The organism is Streptomyces sp. NBC_00503, assembly GCF_036346895.1.
GTDB lineage: Bacteria > Actinomycetota > Actinomycetes > Streptomycetales > Streptomycetaceae > Streptomyces.
Genome location: NZ_CP107855.1, coordinates 2,708,365 through 2,727,733, shown reverse-complemented (window position 1 = coordinate 2,727,733; position 19,369 = coordinate 2,708,365). Strand labels below are relative to the sequence as shown.

General features: G+C 69.5%; 18 protein-coding genes and 2 tRNA genes. 15 read left to right on the top strand and 5 right to left on the bottom strand.

The features are described 5' to 3' along the window. The first annotated feature begins 6 nt into the window (after positions 1 to 6). From OG490_RS12765 to OG490_RS12755, 3 genes are all read left to right on the top strand, one after another. A complete protein-coding gene (locus OG490_RS12765; RefSeq protein ID WP_330296404.1) occupies positions 7 to 1,401 on the top strand; it encodes a pyridoxal phosphate-dependent decarboxylase family protein in 1,395 nt (464 codons plus the stop codon). After that, a complete protein-coding gene (locus tag OG490_RS12760; protein ID WP_330296403.1) occupies positions 1,398 to 1,874 on the top strand; it encodes an HD domain-containing protein in 477 nt (158 codons plus the stop codon). Before OG490_RS12765 ends, OG490_RS12760 begins: the two co-directional genes overlap by 4 nt. 130 nt (positions 1,875 to 2,004) lie before the next feature. Continuing rightward, the gene (locus OG490_RS12755; RefSeq protein WP_330296402.1) at positions 2,005 to 2,199 is read left to right on the top strand and encodes a hypothetical protein; all 195 of its coding nucleotides are present in this window, start codon (positions 2,005 to 2,007) and stop codon (positions 2,197 to 2,199) included. 55 nt (positions 2,200 to 2,254) lie between these two features. Here the strand turns inward: OG490_RS12755 and OG490_RS12750 are convergent, their stop codons facing one another. Beyond that, positions 2,255 to 2,491: a hypothetical protein gene (locus OG490_RS12750; RefSeq protein WP_330296401.1), complete on the bottom strand. Its 237-nt coding sequence runs from the start codon at positions 2,489 to 2,491 to the stop codon at positions 2,255 to 2,257. A 111-nt stretch (positions 2,492 to 2,602) separates the two neighbouring features. Beyond that, a tRNA-Gly gene (locus tag OG490_RS12745) sits at positions 2,603 to 2,673 on the bottom strand. A gap of 167 nt (positions 2,674 to 2,840) precedes the next feature. On the opposite strand from OG490_RS12745, the gene OG490_RS12740 reads away from it, so the two are divergent. The 5 genes from OG490_RS12740 (at position 2,841) to clpX (ending at position 7,615) form a co-directional block, all read left to right on the top strand. Continuing rightward, a tRNA-Pro gene (locus tag OG490_RS12740) sits at positions 2,841 to 2,917 on the top strand. A gap of 185 nt (positions 2,918 to 3,102) precedes the next feature. Continuing rightward, positions 3,103 to 4,506 (top strand): trigger factor, encoded by a 1,404-nt coding sequence (gene tig, locus OG490_RS12735; RefSeq protein ID WP_330296400.1) that lies wholly within the window; start codon positions 3,103 to 3,105, stop codon positions 4,504 to 4,506. A 297-nt stretch (positions 4,507 to 4,803) separates the two neighbouring features. Continuing rightward, positions 4,804 to 5,421, top strand: coding sequence for an ATP-dependent Clp protease proteolytic subunit (locus tag OG490_RS12730; protein WP_250739480.1), 618 nt, complete (start codon positions 4,804 to 4,806; stop codon positions 5,419 to 5,421). 82 nt (positions 5,422 to 5,503) lie between these two features. Continuing rightward, positions 5,504 to 6,175, top strand: coding sequence for an ATP-dependent Clp protease proteolytic subunit (locus tag OG490_RS12725; protein ID WP_330296399.1), 672 nt, complete (start codon positions 5,504 to 5,506; stop codon positions 6,173 to 6,175). 153 nt (positions 6,176 to 6,328) lie between these two features. After that, a complete protein-coding gene (gene clpX, locus OG490_RS12720) occupies positions 6,329 to 7,615 on the top strand; it encodes an ATP-dependent Clp protease ATP-binding subunit ClpX (RefSeq protein ID WP_330296398.1) in 1,287 nt (428 codons plus the stop codon). An 85-nt stretch (positions 7,616 to 7,700) separates the two neighbouring features. Here the strand turns inward: clpX and OG490_RS12715 are convergent, their stop codons facing one another. Further along, positions 7,701 to 8,672, bottom strand: coding sequence for a hypothetical protein (locus OG490_RS12715; protein ID WP_330296397.1), 972 nt, complete (start codon positions 8,670 to 8,672; stop codon positions 7,701 to 7,703). 127 nt (positions 8,673 to 8,799) lie between these two features. Between OG490_RS12715 and OG490_RS12710 the strand changes: the two genes are divergently transcribed. After that, the gene (locus tag OG490_RS12710; protein ID WP_330296396.1) at positions 8,800 to 11,421 is read left to right on the top strand and encodes a valine--tRNA ligase; all 2,622 of its coding nucleotides are present in this window, start codon (positions 8,800 to 8,802) and stop codon (positions 11,419 to 11,421) included. A gap of 87 nt (positions 11,422 to 11,508) precedes the next feature. Here OG490_RS12710 and OG490_RS12705 read toward each other — a convergent pair whose 3' ends face one another. After that, complete coding sequence (locus tag OG490_RS12705; RefSeq protein WP_330296395.1) at positions 11,509 to 12,078, bottom strand: vitamin K epoxide reductase family protein; 570 nt, start codon at positions 12,076 to 12,078, stop codon at positions 11,509 to 11,511. A gap of 139 nt (positions 12,079 to 12,217) precedes the next feature. On the opposite strand from OG490_RS12705, the gene OG490_RS12700 reads away from it, so the two are divergent. Further along, the gene (locus OG490_RS12700; protein WP_330296394.1) at positions 12,218 to 13,366 is read left to right on the top strand and encodes a sensor histidine kinase; all 1,149 of its coding nucleotides are present in this window, start codon (positions 12,218 to 12,220) and stop codon (positions 13,364 to 13,366) included. A 20-nt stretch (positions 13,367 to 13,386) separates the two neighbouring features. Here OG490_RS12700 and OG490_RS12695 read toward each other — a convergent pair whose 3' ends face one another. Continuing rightward, entirely contained in the window at positions 13,387 to 14,451 is a 1,065-nt protein-coding gene (locus OG490_RS12695; protein ID WP_330296393.1) for a rod shape-determining protein, read from the bottom strand. 118 nt (positions 14,452 to 14,569) lie between these two features. Here OG490_RS12695 and folC point away from each other — a divergent pair, with 118 nt between their 5' ends. The 5 genes from folC (at position 14,570) to mreC (ending at position 19,368) form a co-directional block, all read left to right on the top strand. Further along, positions 14,570 to 16,084 carry a bifunctional tetrahydrofolate synthase/dihydrofolate synthase gene (folC, locus tag OG490_RS12690; RefSeq protein ID WP_330296392.1) on the top strand — a complete coding sequence of 505 codons (1,515 nt, stop codon included), beginning with the start codon at positions 14,570 to 14,572 and terminating at the stop codon, positions 16,082 to 16,084. Between the two features lie 3 nt (positions 16,085 to 16,087). After that, the gene (locus OG490_RS12685; protein ID WP_330296391.1) at positions 16,088 to 16,441 is read left to right on the top strand and encodes a DUF4233 domain-containing protein; all 354 of its coding nucleotides are present in this window, start codon (positions 16,088 to 16,090) and stop codon (positions 16,439 to 16,441) included. Positions 16,442 to 16,493: 52 nt separating this feature from the next. Beyond that, positions 16,494 to 16,904, top strand: a complete 411-nt coding sequence (ndk, locus tag OG490_RS12680; protein WP_214950910.1) for a nucleoside-diphosphate kinase — start codon at positions 16,494 to 16,496, stop codon at positions 16,902 to 16,904. Between the two features lie 296 nt (positions 16,905 to 17,200). Next, on the top strand, positions 17,201 to 18,220 hold the full coding sequence (locus OG490_RS12675) for a rod shape-determining protein (RefSeq protein ID WP_069923827.1): 1,020 nt from the start codon (positions 17,201 to 17,203) through the stop codon (positions 18,218 to 18,220). Positions 18,221 to 18,426: 206 nt separating this feature from the next. Then, positions 18,427 to 19,368 carry a rod shape-determining protein MreC gene (gene mreC, locus OG490_RS12670; protein ID WP_330296390.1) on the top strand — a complete coding sequence of 314 codons (942 nt, stop codon included), beginning with the start codon at positions 18,427 to 18,429 and terminating at the stop codon, positions 19,366 to 19,368. Position 19,369: the final 1 nt, after the last annotated feature.

Sequence of the window (19,369 nt, the reverse complement as noted above, 5' to 3'; positions counted from 1 at the left end):
GCCCCCATGGACCGCACCCTCGCCGCTGACCTGGCCCGCTTCCCCGCACTGCTGGATGCCACCCGCGACGCCGCCGCCGCGACCCTCGCGGCCCTGGACGCGCGTCCCGTCGTAGCGGACGTCCAGGACGGCCCTCCGGCTCCGGAGCCGCTGCCCGAGCGCGGGGCGGGCACCGAGGAGGCCCTCGCCGCCTTCGCCGGACGCTGGGCCCCGCGGCTGTCGGCCTCCGCCGGACCCCGCTACCTCGGCTTCGTCACCGGCGGCGCGACCCCCGCCGCCCTCGCGGGCGACTGGCTGACCGCGGCGCACGACCAGAACTCCAACTCCGCGTTGGACGGCGGCGGTCAGGACCTCGAACGCGAGACCGTCGGCTGGCTCCGCGAGCTCTTCGGCCTCTCCGACGCGCACACCGGCACCTTCGTCAGCGGCGCCACCATGTCCAACACCACCGGCCTCGCCATCGCCCGCGAATGGCTGGGCGAACGCCTCGGCGTCTCTCCGGCCGAGGACGGCGCGGCCGCGCTCGGCCCGGTCCGGGTGCTGTCCGGCGCCCCGCACTCCTCCATCGCCAAGGCCCTCTCGGTCCTCGGTCTCGGCCGCCGCGCCCTGGTCCCCGTACCGACCCTGCCCGGCCGAGAAGCCGTCGACCCCGCGGCCCTGGAACGCGCCCTCGCCGACGAGCCGGGCCGCCCCGCCGTCGTCGTCGCGAACGCCGGCACCGTCAACTCCGTTGACTTCGACGACCTGCGCGCCGTCGCGGCCCTGCGCGAACGCCACGACTTCTGGCTGCACACTGACGCCGCCTTCGGCGCGTTCGCCGCGCTCTCCCCGGACCACGCCCACCTCACCGCCGGACTCGACGCCTCCGACTCCGTCTGCGTCGACCTCCACAAGTGGCTCAACGTCCCCTACGACAGCGCAGTGCAGTTCACCCGCCGCCGAGACCTCCAGGCCCGCGTCTTCCAGAACTCCGCCGCCTACCTCGGCCCCCTCGGCGACCACCCCGACCTGGTGCACCTCACCCCGGAGAACTCCCACCGGCTGCGGGCGCTGGCCGCCTGGTTCACGCTGCGCGCCTACGGCCGCGAGGGCCACCGGGAGATCGTCGAACGGGACATCGCCTGCGCCCGCTCCCTCGGGGATTCCCTCTCCGCGGACCCGTCCTTCACGGTCCTCGCCCCGGTCCGCCTCAACGTCGTCTGCTTCACCCTCGCCGAGGACCCCACCACGGCCCGTCTCGCCGCCCTGCGCGAAGCGGTCGGCCCGGAGGTCTTCCTCACCCCCACCGTCTACGCGGGAACCCCCGCCCTGCGCGCCGCGTTCTCCAACTGGCGCACCACGCAGGCGGATGTGCGCCGGGTCGCGCAGGCCCTGCACACCGCGGCGAAGGAGCTCGGATGACCGATAGGCACCCCCTGACACCCCCGACACCCCTGACCCTCGCCGAGGTCGAAGCCCTGGCCCGCGCCGCGCACGAGGGCCAGACCGACAAGGCCGGCCGGCCGTACGCGGAGCACCTCGCTGCCGTGGCCGAGGGGGTCCGCGCCCGCGGCGGGTCGGACGCACAGCAGGCGGCGGCCTGGCTCCACGACTCGATCGAGGACGACGCCCTCACTCCGGCCTGGCTGGAATCCGCCGGACTCCCGCAATCCGTCAAGGAGATGGTCCTCGCCCTGACCAAACGCCCCGGCGAACCGGTCGAGGAGTACACGGCCCGCATCCTCGCCACCCCGGGCGCCCTGCTGGTCAAGGAAGCCGACCTCGCGCACAACGCGGACCCGGCCCGCCTGGCGGTCCTGGACGCCCCGACCCGGGAGCGCCTGTCCGTTAAGTACCTCTACGTCCGCTCCCTCCTGGGCCTCAAGGCCCCCTGAGGCAAACGCGCCACTGCCGATTCGTCACGAGACGGATAGCCGGGGCGCGTTGGTGGGAGGATGGTCCATGTGGGGGTACGCCTGATCGTGCCCCGGGCCGACCAGGGGACGACCGAAGGTGTGATCAGAAGTGGCCATTTCGCTGTCAGTAGTGGTTCTGTTGGCGATCATCCTCGTGGTGCTCGTCCGCGGAAATCACCTCAAGGCCGGCCCCGCGATCGTCGCGGTCCTCTTCGGCTTCTTCCTCGCGTCCAGCTCCATCGCCCCGGACGTCAACAACTTCCTGGACTCCCTGGCCACCACGATCGCCGGCATCAAGCTCTGATCCGATCAGCCGGAGCCGCGGCCGAAAACAGGCCGCGGCCCGCTGTGAGGTCGGATCAGCTCCCGGCGACCGCGTCGCCGACGGGCGGCGCGACCTCCTGCCAGTCGGTGACGGGCTTGGTGCGGAACATGCCCCGATAGACCTCGCGGGTCAGCACGACGGCCCCCTCGCCGTACTCCTGCAGCTCCTCGAAGGCTTCCTCCGCGGATTCGTAGACGAACTTCCGCCCCTTCGCGTTGCGGATGATCCATTCCCTGTCCCGACTGACCGCGAGTGCCATTCCTGCGCTCATGCGATACCCCCCCGTTCAAGTTGAGGGCTGATCGTACTGAGAGGCGTGGCCGCAAACGCATCAGGGCCAGATCCGAGGAAACATCCTCTGACCTGGCCCTGAGCCATGAAGAGCGGGCGACGGGAATCGAACCCGCGTAGCTAGTTTGGAAGACTAGGGCTCTACCATTGAGCTACGCCCGCACAGCGTGCGCCGCGGATCCGGGGAGCGCGGCACGGACAGCATCCTAGCGGGTCGCGGCGGGGCATCGCACACCCCATTACGGGCCCGCGTGTGGGCGGGGCGGGGGTTGTGCGCAAACACCGCGCGGCAAAGGGTCTTCGGGCATGTACCCTACGTGTCGCACCGACGGGGTGTGGCGCAGCTTGGTAGCGCGTCCGCTTTGGGAGCGGAAGGTCGTCGGTTCGAATCCGGCCACCCCGACCAGCAGTGTCCTCCGACAGATCTCGCGACCTCGCGTTGATGATCGCGTTGTGGGCTGATTGCCGCTTGCGGTTACTATGCAAGCTGCGTGCCCGTGTGTCTGATGTACCGGGCCCGATCCGACGAACCGCTGAATCTCAGCGTGACGGCGGAGACCCCCAGCAGTCAGCCACCAAGGAGACCAAACCGTGAAGAGCGCCGTGGAGACCCTGAACCCGACTCGGGTTCGGCTCACTGTTGAGGTGCCCTTCGAGGAGCTCAAGGACAGCCTCGACGCGGCCTACAAGAAGATCAACCAGCAGGTCACGGTGAAGGGCTTCCGCAAGGGCAAGATCCCGGCCCGCGTCATCGACCAGCGCTTCGGCCGCGGTGCGGTGCTGGAGGAGGCCGTCAACGACGCCCTCCCGAAGTTCTACACCGAGGCGGTCAACGAGGCCGACCTGAACCCGCTGGGCCAGCCCGAGGTCGACATCACGGAGCTGAAGGACGGCGAACTGCTGGCCTTCACCGCCGAGGTCGACATCCGCCCCGCGATCGAGATCCCGGACTACTCCGGCATCGAGGTCACCGTGGACGCCGTCGAGGTCTCGGACGAGGACGTCGAGAAGTCGGTCGAGCAGCTGCGCGGCCGCTTCGCGTCCACCAAGGACGTCGAGCGCGCGGCGGAGGACGGCGACGTCGTCACCATCGACCTCGAAGCCAAGGTCGACGGCGAGGTGCTGGAGGACGGTGTCGCCCAGGACGTCTCCTACACCATCGGCTCCGGTGAGCTTCTCGAAGGCATCGACGAGGCCGTCAAGGGCCTGGAGGCCGGTGGCGAGGCCACCTTCACCTCCCAGCTGAAGGGCGGCTCCGCCGAGGGCAAGGACGCCGAGGTCACCGTCAAGGTCACCAAGGTTTCCGCCCGCGAGCTGCCGGAGCTGGACGACGAGTTCGCCGGCATGGCGAGCGAGTTCGACACCCTCGAAGAGCTCAAGGCCGACAGCCGCAAGCGCCTTGAGAACATGAAGCAGTACGACCAGGCCACGCAGGCCCAGGAGCGCGTCCTGGAGAAGCTGCTGGAGCTGGTCGAGGTCCCGATCCCCGAGAAGCTCCTCGCGGACGAGGTCCAGACCCGCAAGCACAACCTCGAGCACCACCAGCTCGGCCAGATGGGCCTGTCCATCGAGAAGTACCTCGAGATCCAGGGCAAGACGGTCGAGGAGTTCGACGCCGAGACCGCCGAGCAGGCGATCAAGGGCATCAAGACCCAGTTCGTCCTCGACGAGCTGGTCAACAAGGAGAAGCTGAACGTCAACCAGGAGGAGCTCACCGAGCACCTCATGCGGCGCGCTGCCTCCTCCGGCATGTCCCCCGACCAGTTCGCCCAGGCCGTCGTCGAGGGTGGCCAGGTTCCGATGCTCGTCGGCGAGGTCGCCCGCGGCAAGGCCCTCGCGGCCGTCGTCGAGGCCGCCAAGGTCACCGACACCAACGGTGAGGTCGTCGACCTCTCCGACGACGAGGACGACGAGAACGCGGTCGAGCAGGCCGCCGAGACCGTCGAGAACGTGGTCGAGGCCGACGGCGAGATCGCGGCCGACGAGGCCAAGTAACACCTGCCGGGCCACGCCGGGGACACCCTCGGCCGCGGTACCGGAGCACGGCCCGAAGGGCCCGTACGCGGCTGCGTGCGGGCCCTTCGGCATGCCCGCCCGGGACCCCCGGGACCTTGCGCTCCGAGCGAACAGTTCGGGAAGCGGGATGGCGTTGTCCTACCTGCGCGTTAGGGTCCATGAATACGAGGGCACGGGAGTACCCGACGCCGGTGGACATCGTCCGCACGGTTGGTCCGCGCCCCAGAACGAGACGCTGAGACGGCACATGGCCGTCGGAGACGAGCAGGTGGATACGTGACGAATCTGAAGCCTTACGCCGCGGGTGAGCCGTCCATCGGTGGCGGCCTCGGCGACCATGTCTACAACCGGCTGCTCGGCGAGCGCATCATCTTCCTCGGCCAGCAGGTAGACGACGACATCGCGAACAAGATCACGGCGCAGCTCCTGCTCCTGGCCGCCGAGCCGGAGAAGGACATCTACCTGTACATCAACAGCCCCGGCGGCTCGGTGACGGCCGGCATGGCGGTCTACGACACCATGCAGTACATCCCGAACGACGTCGTCACCATCGGTATGGGCATGGCGGCCTCCATGGGCCAGTTCCTGCTCACCGGCGGAACCCCGGGCAAGCGCTTCGCGCTCCCGAACACCGACATCCTGATGCACCAGGGCTCCGCCGGCATCGGCGGCACCGCCTCGGACATCAAGATCCAGGCCCAGTACCTGCTGCGCACGAAGCAGCGCATGGCTGAGATCACCGCCCACCACTCCGGTCAGACCGTGGAGACGATCATCCGCGACGGCGACCGCGACCGCTGGTACACGGCGGAAGAGGCCAAGGCTTACGGCCTCATCGACGAGATCATCTCCGCCGCGTCCCTGGTTCCCGGCGGCGGCGGCACCGGGGCCTGATCCCGGCCCCGGCGCGCAGGGCCCCGTAGAGGGCCCCGCCCGCCCGCACCAGGCAAGCCTCAGCCCGCAGAACGCCACCAGGATGGTGAACACCCAGATGCACATGAACAATCTCTCTCCCGCGAGCGGCCTCTACACCGGCGCACCGGTGGACAACCGCTACGTCATCCCGCGCTTCGTCGAGCGCACCTCGCAGGGCGTGCGTGAGTACGACCCGTACGCGAAGCTCTTCGAGGAGCGCATCATCTTCCTCGGCGTGCAGATCGACGACGCCTCCGCCAACGACGTCATGGCGCAGCTGCTGTGCCTGGAGTCGATGGACCCGGACCGCGACATCTACCTGTACATCAACAGCCCCGGCGGCTCCTTCACCGCGCTGACGGCCATCTACGACACGATGCAGTTCGTGAAGCCGGACATCTCGACGGTCTGCATGGGCCAGGCGGCCTCCGCCGCCGCCGTCCTGCTCGCCGCCGGCGCCCCCGGCAAGCGCATGGCGCTCCCGAACGCCCGCGTGCTGATCCACCAGCCCTCGGGCGGCACCGGCCGCGAGCAGCTCTCCGACCTGGAGATCGCGGCCAACGAGATCCTGCGCATGCGCGACCAGCTGGAGAACATGCTGGCCCTGCACTCCTCGACGCCGATCGAGAAGATCCGCGACGACATCGAGCGCGACAAGATCCTCACGGCTCAGGACGCGCTGGCGTACGGCCTGATCGACCAGGTCGTCGCGACCCGCAAGACTTCGAACTGATCCTTGCCGCCAGTTGGCGTGGGCACGTCGCCGGATTCGGCGATGTGAACCACGTCAAGGGGGCCCCGCACGGGGCCCCCGGCAAGGTACCGTCGGATATGAGGCACCAGGAGCGCTGAACCAGGCGTCTCCCAGGCGAAGGGGAAGCACCTCGTGGCACGCATCGGTGACGGCGGCGACCTGCTCAAGTGCTCGTTCTGCGGAAAGAGCCAGAAGCAGGTGAAGAAGCTCATCGCGGGACCCGGTGTGTACATCTGCGACGAGTGCATCGACCTCTGCAACGAGATCATCGAAGAGGAACTCGCGGAGACCTCCGAGGTCCGCTGGGAAGAGCTTCCCAAGCCGCGGGAGATCTACGAGTTCCTGGAGAGCTACGTCGTCGGCCAGGAGCCGGCGAAGAAGGCGCTCTCCGTAGCGGTGTACAACCACTACAAGCGCGTCCAGGCCGGCGAGAACGGCGGCGGGACGGGCCGCGACGACGCGATCGAGCTCGCGAAGTCCAACATCCTGCTGCTGGGCCCCACGGGCTCCGGCAAGACCCTCCTCGCGCAGACCCTCGCCCGGATGCTCAACGTCCCGTTCGCCATCGCCGACGCGACGGCGCTGACGGAGGCCGGGTACGTCGGCGAGGACGTCGAGAACATCCTGCTCAAGCTGATCCAGGCCGCTGACTACGACGTCAAGAAGGCCGAAACCGGGATCATCTACATCGACGAGATCGACAAGGTCGCCCGCAAGAGCGAGAACCCGTCGATCACGCGCGACGTGAGCGGCGAGGGCGTGCAGCAGGCCCTCCTGAAGATCCTGGAAGGCACGACCGCTTCGGTACCGCCGCAGGGCGGCCGCAAGCACCCGCACCAGGAGTTCATCCAGATCGACACGACGAACGTGCTGTTCATCGTGGGCGGCGCCTTCTCCGGCCTGGAGCGGATCATCGAGTCCCGCGCCGGCGCCAAGGGCATCGGCTTCGGGGCGACGATCCGCTCGAAGCGCGAGATCGAGGCGAGCAACCAGTTCCAGGAGGTCATGCCGGAGGACCTGGTGAAGTTCGGGATGATCCCCGAGTTCATCGGCCGTCTCCCCGTCATCACCTCGGTGCACAACCTGGACCGCGAGGCCCTGCTCCAGATCCTCATCGAGCCGCGCAACGCGCTGGTCAAGCAGTACCAGCGGCTGTTCGAACTCGACGGCGTCGAGCTGGACTTCGAGCGCGAGGCCCTCGAAGCCATCGCCGACCAGGCGATCCTCCGCCAGACCGGCGCGCGCGGCCTGCGCGCCATCATGGAAGAGGTCCTGATGTCGGTGATGTACGAGGTCCCGTCCCGCAAGGACGTGGCCCGCGTGGTCATCACCTCGGACGTGGTCCGCTCCAACGTCAACCCGACGCTGGTCCCCCGGATCGTCCCGAAGGACCAGGGGCCGCAGGAGAAGTCGGCGTAACCACCGACCAGGTACGCGTAAGCAGAAGGGGCGCCCCCGACCGGGGGCGCCCCTTTCGCGTGTGACCGCGAGCCGTCCGCTACCGCTACTTCTTGACGCGGGCGGTGTTGTAGAGCTTCGCGGTGAGGTCCGCGGTCTGCTCCAGGGTGTAGCCCTTCTTGCCGGCCAGGATCGAAGCCAGGTCGCTGGCGGTGACCACGCTCACGGTGCTGTAGTCACCCCAGATGCAGACCGGCAGGGTCATCTCCTTGGGCCCCTTGTCCGTGGTGCTCGTGCTCGTGGAGGTCATCTTCATCTCCTGGCACTTCATCACCGCGCCCTTGAAGCCGGCCGGGGTCATCGCCTGGGGGCTCCCGATCAGCTCCACCTTGAAGTCTTCGTTCTTGCCACCGGCGTTGAGCTTGGCCATGGCGAACTGCGCGTCCACCGTCTTCTCCGGGTCGGCGACTTCGCCGTAGACCCCGGTGAAGTTCAGGCCCTTGGCGGTCAGCGGGTTCTTCGGGTCCCCGGACTGGTAGGCCGACTTCACCTGGGCGGGGTTCTTGATGCCCGCCGCCTCGGCCTCCTGCTTCTCCTTGTCGGTGATGCTGTTGCTGTCCTTCTTCGGGTCCTTCTTGAAGTCGTCGACCGACGCCGGGGTCACCAGCTTGTAGCCCTTGGTGTCGGCCGAGATGGAGGCGCTCGCGCCGCCGCCCTTCGTGAAGTACCAGCCGGCGCCCGCGACCACGGCGACCGCCACGACCACGGCGATGATGACGCCGGCCTTGGACTTCTTCGGGGGAGTGCCGCCGTACGGAGGCTGCTGCGGGTAGCCGCCGTACGGGGGCTGCTGCTGCGGCTGCTGCGGGTAGCCCTGCGGCGGGATTCCGGGGGGAGCCTGCTGCGGGTATCCGTAGCCGGGCTGCGGGGCGGGCTGCTGCCCGTAGGGGCCGGGCTGACCGGGCTGACCGGGCTGACCGGGCTGACCGTAGGGTCCCGGCTGCTGCGGCTGCTGCCCGTAAGGCCCCGGCTGCTGCGGCTGCTGGCCCCCGTACGGCCCTGGCTGGTTGTAGCTCATCCCGCGTCCCCCTGTGAGGTTGCTTATTCGTCCCACACATCCTTGCGGAAGCCGGAGGCGCGCAAGGCCCCGGGCCCCTGGAAAGCCGGTTTCATGACTGGACTGTTACCGCTCTAAACTGTGCCCCGTGACCGAGAACACGCAGACACCCAGCAGCCCTGACTCCGAACTGCCGACCACGTACGCGCCGGCCGAGGTAGAGGGGAAGCTCTACGAGCGCTGGGTGGAGCGTGGGTACTTCACGGCCGACGCGACCAGCGAGAAGCCGCCGTACACGATCGTCATCCCGCCGCCGAACGTCACCGGCGCCCTGCACCTGGGCCACGCCTTCCAGGTCACGCTGATGGACGCCCTCACCCGCCGCAAGCGGATGCAGGGCTTCGAGACGCTCTGGCTGCCGGGCATGGACCACGCCGGCATCGCCACCCAGAACAAGGTCGAGCAGCAGCTCGCCGAGGAGGGCAAGTCCCGCCACGACCTGGGCCGGGACGCCTTCACCGACCGCGTCTGGCAGTGGAAGGAAGAGTACGGCGGCCGGATCCTGGACCAGCTGCGCCGCCTGGGCGCCGGTCTGGACTGGACCCGCGAGCGGTTCACGATGGACGAGGGCCTCTCCAAGGCCGTCCAGACGATCTTCAAGAACCTGTACGAAGACGAGCTGATCTACCGCGCCGAGCGCATCATCAACTGGTGCCCCCGCTGTCTGACGGCCATCTCCGACATCGAGGTGGAGTACCAGGAGGACGCGGGCGAGCTCGTCTCCATCAAGTACGGAGAGGGCGATGACACCCTCGTCGTCGCGACCACCCGCGCCGAGACGATGCTCGGCGACACCGCCATCGCCGTCCACCCGGACGACGAGCGCTACAAGCACCTGGTCGGCAAGCTCATCAAGCTGCCGCTGACCGACCGGTCCATCCCGGTCGTCGCCGACACGCACGTCGACCCCGAGTTCGGCACCGGCTGCGTCAAGGTGACCCCGGCGCACGACCCCAACGACTTCGCGATCGGCCAGCGCCACTCGCTGGAATCGATCACGGTCATGGACGAGCGCGGCGTCATCACCGTCCACGGCCCCTTCCAGGGCCTGGACCGCTTCGAGGCACGCTCGGCCATCGTGGGCGCACTGCGCGAGCAGGGCCGCATCGTCGCCGAGAAGCGTCCGTACCTGCACTCGGTCGGCCACTGCTCGCGCTGCAAGACCACCGTCGAGCCGCGCCTGTCCATGCAGTGGTGGGTCAAGGTCGGCCCGCTGGCCGAGGAGGCCGGCAACGCCATGCGCGACGGCCGCACCAAGATCCACCCCGAGGACATGTCGAAGCGCTACTTCGACTGGGTCGACAACATGCACGACTGGTGCATCTCGCGCCAGCTGTGGTGGGGCCACCGCATCCCGATCTGGTACGGCCCCGAGGGCCAGGTCGTCTGCGTCGGACCCGACGACGAGATCCCGACCGGCGAGGGCTGGGTCCAGGACCCCGACGTCCTCGACACGTGGTTCTCCTCCGGCCTGTGGCCGTTCTCCACGCTCGGCTGGCCGGAGAAGACCCCGGACCTGGCGAAGTTCTACGCCACCGACGTGCTCGTCACCGGTCACGACATCATCTTCTTCTGGGTCGCCCGGATGATGATGTTCGGCCTCTACGCGATGGACGGCGAGGCGCCCTTCCACACGGTCGCCCTGACCGGCCTGGTCCGCGACGAGTTCGGCAAGAAGATGTCGAAGTCCAACCCGAACGCGGTCGACCCGCTGGACTGGATGGACAAGTACGGCTCCGACGCCGTCCGCTTCACCCTGGCCAAGGGCGCCAACCCGGGTGCCGACGTGCCGATCGGCGAGGACTGGGTCCAGGCGTCCCGCAACTTCGCCAACAAGATCTGGAACGCCACGCGCTTCGCGATGATGAACGGCGCCACGATCGAGGGCGACCTGCCGCCGGTCGAGCAGCTGTCCGCCACCGACCGCTGGGTGCTGTCCCGTCTGAACAAGACGGTCGCGCAGGTGGACGCGTACTACGAGGACTACCAGTTCGCGAAGCTCAGCGAGTCCCTCTACCACTTCGCGTGGGACGAGGTCTTCAGCTGGTACGTGGAGCTCTCGAAGACCACGTTCTTCGCCGGCGGGGAGCAGGCCAAGGTCTCCGGCCGGGTCCTCGGCGAGGTCCTGGACGTCCTGATGCGCCTGCTGCACCCGATCGTCCCGTTCGTCACCGACACCCTGTGGACCACCCTCACCGGCCGCGAGTCCCTCGTCATCGCCGAGTGGCCCAAGGACAGCGGCTTCCGTGACGAGGCCGCCGAGGCCGAGATCGAGAAGCTCCAGGCCGTGGTCACCGAGGTCCGCCGCTTCCGCAAGGAGCAGGGTCTCCAGGACGGCCAGAAGGTCCCGGCCCGCCTGGACCTGAGCGGGGCCTCGCTGGCCGCGCACGAGGCCGCCATCCGCCAGCTCCTGCGCCTCCAGCCGGAGGGCGAGGAGTTCCACGCCACCGCGACCCTCCCGGTCGCCGGGGCCACGGTCGCGCTCGACCTGTCGGGCACCATCGACGTGGAGGCCGAGCGCAAGCGGCTGAGCAAGGATCTGGTCGCCGCCGAGAAGGAGAAGCAGCAGGCCGAGGCGAAGCTCGGGAACGAGGCCTTCATCGCGAAGGCCCCCGACAACGTCGTGGACAAGATCAAGGGCCGCCTCGCCAAGGCCGAGGCGGACATCGCCCGGCTCCGGGCCCAGCTGGACGGGCTGCCGGCCGCGTAGCACCCCGTAGAGCACAGGCGAAGGCCCCCACGCCGTCGGTCGACGTGGGGGCCTTCGCGGTATCTGTTCCCCGTGAGGGGGCGGGTGTCACAGCAGGCGGCTGCCGAATTCCGTCAGGATCAGCGCCGCGACCAGCGCGTACAGGGCCAGCGGGACCAGCCAGTGCGGAAGGGCGCGGAGCCGGGAGCCGGCCGGTGCCAGGTGGCGGGTGACGTACCAGAACAGCGGGATCATCACTGCCCATACGATCATGCACCACGGACACAGTGCGCCGATCACGTACAGGCACTGGCTGATCAGCCACACCGTGAAGCCGAACCCGGCCGCGACCCCCGCCCACAGCCCGCGCCACAGCCAGCGGGGGAACACCGCCCCGGCCACCAGGGCCACGCCCAGCGCGGCGAGAGCGGCGAAGCCGGCGATGCCGAGCAGCATGTTCGGGAAGCCCAGCAGGTTGCCCTGCCAGGTGTTCATCACGTCGCCGCAGCTCAGCACCGCGTTGACGTTGCAGCCCGGGGCGAAGAGCGGGTCCTCCAGCGTCCGGATGCGGTCGTAGGTGAGGACTCCGGAGGCCAGCGCGCCGATCAGCCCGCCGATGAGCACGAGCAGGGGCAGGCCCCGCGAGACACGGTCGGGGCGGGTTTCGTCGGGGGTCATTCCTCCGACGCTACGAAGCCGGACACCCCGGGCGGCAGGGCCGTTCGTCCATCATCACAAAATCCGGAGTGCCGTATATCACTTTTTGGGCGGCGCAGGCAGAGCCGATCGGCGGCACCGACCACGGATGATGGGGGACATGCACGTCAAGCCCGCCGTCTCGGCACTCCACCGGGCCCTGGCCTCCGGCCGCCGGTTCCTCGAGAGCCGGACCGGGTCCCCGCGGGCGATGGACGTGCTCACGGCCGTCGGCTGTTTCGCCCTGATGGCCCTGGACCTGCCCGGTCTGGCCTCCGCCGACAACTCCCTCAACGGCCCGCTCGCCGCCGTGGTGCTCGCCGCGGGGTGCCTCGGCCTGCTGGTGCGCCGCCGCTCGCCCTGGGTCGCGTACCTCACCGCCCTGCTCTTCATCGGCTGGCTCCACGAGCTCACCCTGATCCAGTTCGCGCTCTACTCGGTGGGCCGCTACCGCGGACGCCGCGCCGGAATCCTCGCCACCCTCGGCTACGTGGCCTTCGCGCTGGTGGTGTTCAGCGTGCCCGGCTGGCCCGAGCCGCGGGCCGACACGCTCAGCTCCTTCCTCAGCCTCGTCGTGCCCATCGGGGTCCTCGCCTCGGCCGTGGGCATCGCCGCGTACCGCCACGACCTGGTGCGCGAGCTCGCCGCGCGCCGGGCCGAGACGGCCGTGCTCCAGGCGGTGGAGCAGGAGCGGACCTCCGTGGCCCGCGACGTCCACGACTTCGTGGGACGCGAGCTGACCCTGCTGACGGTCCGCTCCGAGGTGCTGTCGATGCGGGCGCGCGAGACGGCGTACGCGAAGGACTTCGAGGAGCTCGCCGACACCGCGCGGCGGGCCCACCTGGTGCTCAACGAGATCATCGTCCAGCGCGGGGAGCGGGCCGCGACCCCGGGCGTGGAGGGGCTGGCGGCGCTCGCGGAGGAGAGCGGGCGCGCGGGTTCCCCCGTACGGCTCGCCCTGGACCCGGGCGTGCACGGGCTCTCGCCGCTGCGCCAGGCGGCGGTCTACCGGGTGGTGCAGGAGTGCCTGACCAACGCCGCCAAGCACGCCCGCGGCGAGACCATCGACGTGACCATCTCGGCGGACGGCCCGCAGCTGCGGATCGCCGTCAGCAACGGCCTGCCGGAGCGGGGCCCGACCCGGGCCCCCGTCTCGGCGGGCTCGGGCACGGCGAGCATGTCCGAGCGCGTGCGCAGCCTGGGCGGAACCCTGGCGGCGCGGCGCACGGAGGGCTCGTACGAGGTCGTCGCGACCCTCCCGAAGGGCTGAACCGTCGCCGGTACGGCTCTCTAAGCCCTCGCGGGGGCCAGCAGGCTGCTCAGCTTGTCCATGTCCTCGACGCAGCGTCCCGAGCCCAGCGCGACGCAGTCCAGCGGGTCGTCCGCGACGAAGACCGGGATGCCGGTCGCCGAGGCCATCCGCAGGTCCAGGCCGGGCAGCAGCGCGCCGCCGCCGGTCAGGACGATGCCGTGCTCCATGACGTCGCCGGACAGCTCGGGCGGGCACTCCTCCAGGGTGGTGCGCACCGCCGCGATGATGGCCTCGATGGGTTCGTCGAGGGCCGCCCGCACGGCGGGGGCGTCCAGCTGGAGGGTCTGGGGCATGCCGCCGACCTTCTCGCGGCCCCGCACGGTGAAGGTGCGGGTCTCCAGCTCCGGCTGGTCCGGCACCGGCCACGCCGAGCCGATGGCGATCTTGATGTCCTCGGCGGAGCGCTCGCCGATGAGCAGCGAGTGCTCCTTGCGGACGTAGTCGATGATCGCGGAGTCCAGCTTGTCGCCGCCGACCCGCAGCGACTGGGAAGTGACGATTCCGCCCAGCGATATGACCGCGACCTCCGAGGTGCCGCCGCCGATGTCGACGACCATCGAGCCGCGCGGTTCGGACACCGGCAGCCCGGCCCCGATCGCGGCGGCCATCGGCTCCTCGATCAGGTGCACGGTCTTGGCGCCGGCCCGGGTCGAGGCATGGATGATGGCCCGCCGCTCGACCGGGGTGACCCCGGACGGTACGCAGATCACCATGCGGGTGCGCACCCGGCGGCCGGGGACCGCCTTGCGGACGAAGTGCCGGATCATCTCCTCGGCGGCTTCGTAGTCGCAGATCACGCCGTCCTTGAGCGGGCGGATCGCGGTGATGGAGCCGGGGGTGCGGCCGATGGTCTCCTTGGCTTCGGTGCCCACGGCCAGGGCGGTGGTCGTACCCGCCTTGACGGCGACCACGGATGGCTCATTGAGGACGATGCCGTGGCCCCGTGCGTAGACGAGGGTGTTGGCGGTTCCCAGGTCGATTCCTATGTCGCGGCTGGAAGGGGTCTTGCTCGGACCCGTCTTTTCTATGCGCGCCTGCGGCATTTGTTCCCCAATCTCCTGTCCGCAAGGCTTGCATAACGATCCGGTCGCTCCGGGCACCGAAGGTCCCGAAACGCCCGGGCCGAAGGTCCTTGCGGCTCCGATCCGTAGACTGGGTCCCGTGAGTGAGCAGCAGCCCGAGAGCCACGATGACAGCTTCGACGAGTTCGACCAGATCGTGGCGGAAGAGTCCGACCGCGATCCCGACCTGGCGGTGATCGCTGCGGGCAGCCGCACCCTGCGCGCGCAGGCCGGTCCGCCGCTGGGGGACCCGGTACCCGATGTCCCGACCGACCCAGAGGTGGCCCAGGCGCTGCGGGAGGTGGAGCAGGAGCTGTCCGGCCGCTGGGGCGAGACCAAGCTGGAGCCGTCCGTCACCCGGATCGCCGCGCTGATGGACGTCCTGGGCGAGCCGCAGCGCGCGTACCCCTCCATCCACGTCACCGGAACCAACGGCAAGACGAGCACGGCCCGCATGATCGAGGCACTGCTGAACGCCTTCGAGCTGCGCACCGGCCGCTACACCAGCCCGCACGTGTCCTCGGTGACCGAGCGGATCAGCCTGGACGGGGCGCCGATCACCGCGGAGCGGTTCGTGGAGACGTACCACGACATCAAGCCGTACGTGGAGATGGTGGACGCGGCCCAGGAGTTCCGGCTGTCGTTCTTCGAGGTCCTCACCGGGATGGCCTACGCGGCCTTCGCGGATGCCCCGGTGGACGCGGCCGTGATCGAGGTCGGCATGGGCGGCACCTGGGACGCGACCAACGTGATCGACGCCGCGGTGGCCGTGGTCACCCCGATCAGCCTGGACCACACGGACCGGCTCGGCTCCACTCCCGGCGAGATCGCCCAGGAGAAGGGCGGGGTCATCAAGCAGGGCGCCACCGTGATCCTGGCGCAGCAGCCGGTGGACGCGGCGCAGGTCCTGCTGAAGAAGGCCGTCGAGGTCGACGCCACGGTGGCCCGCGAGGGCATGGAGTTCGGCGTCGTCACCCGTGAGATCGCGGTCGGCGGCCAGCAGCTGACGCTGCGCGGGCTGGGCGGCGAGTACGACGGGATCTTCCTGCCGATGTACGGCGCCCACATGGCGCACAACGCGGCGGTGGCGCTGGCGGCGGTCGAGGCCTTCTTCGGGATCGGCGCGGACCACGCGCGGGCACTGGACGTGGACACCGTGCGCAAGGCCTTCGCCTCGGTGACCTCGCCGGGCCGCATGGAGGTGGTGCGGCGCAGCCCGACGGTGGTCCTGGACGCCGCGCACAACCCGGCCGGGGCGCTGGTCACGGCGGAGGCGGTCACCGAGGCCTTCGGCTTCAGCCGGCTGGTCGGCGTCGTGGGCGCGAGCGAGGGCAAGGACGTGCGGGGGGTCCTGGAGGCCTTCGAGCCGATCTTCGCGGAGGTCGTGGTCACGGAGAACACCAGCCACCGGGCGATGCCCGCCGATGAACTGGCGGCCGTCGCGGTCGAGGTCTTCGGCGTGGACCGGGTGCAGGTGGAGCCGCGGCTGGACGACGCCCTGGAGGCGGCGATCACGTTGGCCGAGGAAGAGGCCGAGTACGGAGGGGCCGGAGTCCTGGTGACCGGGTCCGTGATCACGGTGGGCGAGGCCCGCCTGCTGCTGAAGAGGGGCTGAGGGATGCGCACGCTGTGTGCTTCGACGCTGATCGGCGAGTTCTTCGTGATCGGATTCGCCGGGCTGGTGGCGATGAAGGGCGACCTGAGCCAGGCCACGGTCTGGACGGTCTGCGGGATCGCGATGCTGGTGTCGGTGCTGCTGTGCGGGATGCTGTCCCGCCCGGGGGCCGTGCAGATCGGCTGGGCGCTGCAGATCGGGCTGATCCTGAGCGGGCTGGTCGTCCCGATGATGTTCTTCCTGGGCGCGGTCTTCGCGGGCCTGTGGTGGTGCTCGATCCACTACGGCCGCCGCATCGACGAGATCAAGGCCCGCTGGGCGGCGGCGAACGCCGAGGCCGAGGCCCAGCCCTCGTAGGAACCCCTGTAGATTCGCCCTACCGCACCCGTATGCCGCAAGGAGCCGAAACATGACCCAGCGCACGCTCGTCCTGCTCAAGCCCGACGCCGTCCGTCGAGGCCTGATCGGCGAGATCGTCGGCCGCATCGAGCGGAAGGCCGGCTGGACCATTCCCGCGCTCGAACTGCGCACGCTGGACCAGGAGACCCTGGAAGCGCACTACGGGGAGCACAAGGGCAAGGTCTTCTACGAGCCCCTCATGGGCTTCATGGCCAGCGGCCCGGTCGTGGCCCTGGTCGTCGAAGGGGAACGCGTGATCGAGGGTGTCCGCCAGCTGGCCGGACCCACTGACCCGATCGCCGCGGCGCCCGGCTCCATCCGGGGGGATTTCGGCACCGTGACCCGGGAGAACCTGATCCACGCCTCGGACTCCGAGGAGTCCGCGGAGCGTGAGCTGAAGCTGTTCTTCCCGGCGCTGTGATCACTCTTTCCTGACGGAACATCAGCCGAATAGCGCTCATGACCTGGGGCGACCGAAGTAATTTCGGTCGCCCTTTGGTATTACCGGTGATTACCGGGAACGCATCGACAGGACACGACGTCACCACTATGGGGGCGGGTATCCATTCCGGCGGGATCGCCGGAGTCCCGTCGCGCGGTGTCCGTACTTGCGGCACTACGATGGGGCCTCCACCCACACACCCACCTCGCCGACCTGACAGCAGCTGCTATCAACTGGAAGGCCAGACGCTCCTCATGGGGAACAAGGGGAACTACATGTCGTTCATCGGCCGTGACATGGCGATCGACCTCGGGACCGCCAACACGCTGGTGTACGTGCGTGGCCGGGGGATCGTCCTGAACGAGCCGTCCGTGGTCGCCATCAACACGAACACCGGCGGCATCCTGGCGGTCGGCTCCGAGGCGAAGAAGATGATCGGCCGGACGCCCGGCAACATCGTCGCGGTCCGGCCCCTCAAGGACGGCGTGATCGCCGACTTCGAGATCACCGAGCGCATGCTCCGGTACTTCATCCTCAAGATCCACAAGCGCCGCTACCTGGCCCGCCCGCGCGTGGTGGTCTGCGTACCCTCCGGCATCACGGGAGTGGAGCGCCGCGCCGTCATCGAGGCGTCCACGCAGGCCGGTGCCCGCCAGGTGCACATCATCGAAGAGCCGATGGCCGCCGCCATCGGCGCGGGCCTGCCCGTCCACGAGGCCACCGGCAACATGGTCGTGGACATCGGCGGCGGCACCACCGAGGTCGCCGTCATCTCCCTCGGCGGAATCGTCACGGCACAGTCCATCCGGGTGGCCGGCGACGAGCTGGACAACGCGATCATCCAGCACATCAAGAAGGAGTACTCCCTCCTCCTCGGTGAGCGGACCGCGGAGCAGATCAAGATCACCATCGGGTCGGCCTACGACCTCGACAAGGACGAGCACACCGAGATCCGCGGCCGCGACCTGGTCTCCGGCCTCCCGAAGACCGTCGTGATCTCGGCCGCCGAGGTCCGCAAGGCGATCGAGGAGCCGGTCAACGCGATCGTCGACGCGGTCAAGACCACCCTCGACAAGTGCCCGCCGGAGCTCTCCGGCGACATCATGGACCGCGGCATCGTCCTCACCGGCGGCGGCGCCCTGCTCCGCGGCCTCGACGAGCGGCTGCGCCGCGAGACGGGCATGCCCATCCACATCGCCGAGGACCCGCTCGACTCCGTCGCGCTCGGATCCGGCAAGTGCGTAGAGGAGTTCGAGGCCCTCCAGCAGGTCCTGGACGCCCAGCCCCGGCGCTGACCCTCTCCGGGGGGTACGAGGAAAACCAACGATCCGCCGTACGGGTGCTACCGGGCCCGTGCGGCGGATCGTTGATATACAGGCAAGGTCCGGTGCGAGCCCCGGCTCCACCGGAGCGGCTTCGCCGCACTGCCCGGTGCGAGCCCCGGCTCCACGGGAGCGGCTTCGCCGCACAGGTATCTACGAGGAAGGCACGGCCGCCGCACGTGAGGGACACACGAGAAAGCCGGCTGCTCCTGGTGCTTCTGATCGCCATCGCGTTCGCATTGATCACGGTGGACATCAGAACGGGCGAGGAGTCGCCGGTCGACGGTGCCCGACAGGCCGCCGCAGCGGTCTTCGGGCCGGTCGAGAAGGGCGTGGCGAAAGGGGTCGATCCGGTCGCCAACGCCATAGGGGCGGTACGGGACTCCGGCGAGCGACACAACCGCATCGCCACGCTGGAGCGCGAGAACGCGGCACTGAAGGCCAAGCTCGGCAGCGACGACCAGACCCGCAGCCGGATCCGCGAGCTGGACGAGATGCTCAAGCGCGCGGGCGCGGGACAGTACGGCATCAAGGGCGCCGAGGTCATCGCCATAGGAGCGGCCCAGGGCTTCTCCTGGACCGTGACCATCGACGCCGGGACCAAGGACGGCATCGAGCGCGACATGACGGTCCTCAACGGGGACGGACTCGTCGGCCGGGTCGCCACCGTCGGCCCCGACACCGCCACCGTGGTCCTGGCCAACGACCCCGACTTCACCGTCGGCACCCGCCTGGAGAAGACCGGCGAGCTCGGCTTCGCCACCGGACAGGGCGACCGCTCGCTGTCCGTGCAGATGCTCAACGGCAAGGCCAAGGTCGCCCCCGGCGACCGCCTCGTGACCTTCGGATCGCGCGGCAACAAGCCCTTCGTCCCCGGTGTCCCGATCGGCGAGGTCGTCAAGGTCGACCCCTCGCGCGGTGACCTGACCCGGACGATCTGGATCCGCCCCTATGTGGGCTTCTCCCGCCTGGACATCGTCGGCGTCGTGGTGATGCCCCCGCGCGAGGACCCGCGCGACGCCGTCCTGCCTCCCAAGCCCGAGGCACCCAAGCCCACCCCGACGGTCACCGTCACGGTCACGCCGTCGCCCGGCGCGTCCGGCAAGCCGGCCGACGAGTAGG

Excerpts from the sequence above, each read along its gene's own strand:
- OG490_RS12765 (WP_330296404.1), top strand. The coding sequence starts at position 7 with ATGGACCGCACCCTCGCCGCTGACCTGGCCCGCTTCCCCGCACTGCTG.
- OG490_RS12760 (WP_330296403.1), top strand. The coding sequence starts at position 1,398 with ATGACCGATAGGCACCCCCTGACACCCCCGACACCCCTGACCCTCGCC.
- OG490_RS12750 (WP_330296401.1), bottom strand. The coding sequence starts at position 2,491 with ATGAGCGCAGGAATGGCACTCGCGGTCAGTCGGGACAGGGAATGGATC.
- OG490_RS12725 (WP_330296399.1), top strand. The coding sequence starts at position 5,504 with ATGGTGAACACCCAGATGCACATGAACAATCTCTCTCCCGCGAGCGGC.
- OG490_RS12715 (WP_330296397.1), bottom strand. The coding sequence starts at position 8,672 with ATGAGCTACAACCAGCCAGGGCCGTACGGGGGCCAGCAGCCGCAGCAG.
- OG490_RS12705 (WP_330296395.1), bottom strand. The coding sequence starts at position 12,078 with ATGACCCCCGACGAAACCCGCCCCGACCGTGTCTCGCGGGGCCTGCCC.
- OG490_RS12700 (WP_330296394.1), top strand. The coding sequence starts at position 12,218 with ATGCACGTCAAGCCCGCCGTCTCGGCACTCCACCGGGCCCTGGCCTCC.
- OG490_RS12695 (WP_330296393.1), bottom strand. The coding sequence starts at position 14,451 with ATGCCGCAGGCGCGCATAGAAAAGACGGGTCCGAGCAAGACCCCTTCC.
- OG490_RS12685 (WP_330296391.1), top strand. The coding sequence starts at position 16,088 with ATGCGCACGCTGTGTGCTTCGACGCTGATCGGCGAGTTCTTCGTGATC.
- ndk (WP_214950910.1), top strand. The coding sequence starts at position 16,494 with ATGACCCAGCGCACGCTCGTCCTGCTCAAGCCCGACGCCGTCCGTCGA.
- OG490_RS12675 (WP_069923827.1), top strand. The coding sequence starts at position 17,201 with ATGTCGTTCATCGGCCGTGACATGGCGATCGACCTCGGGACCGCCAAC.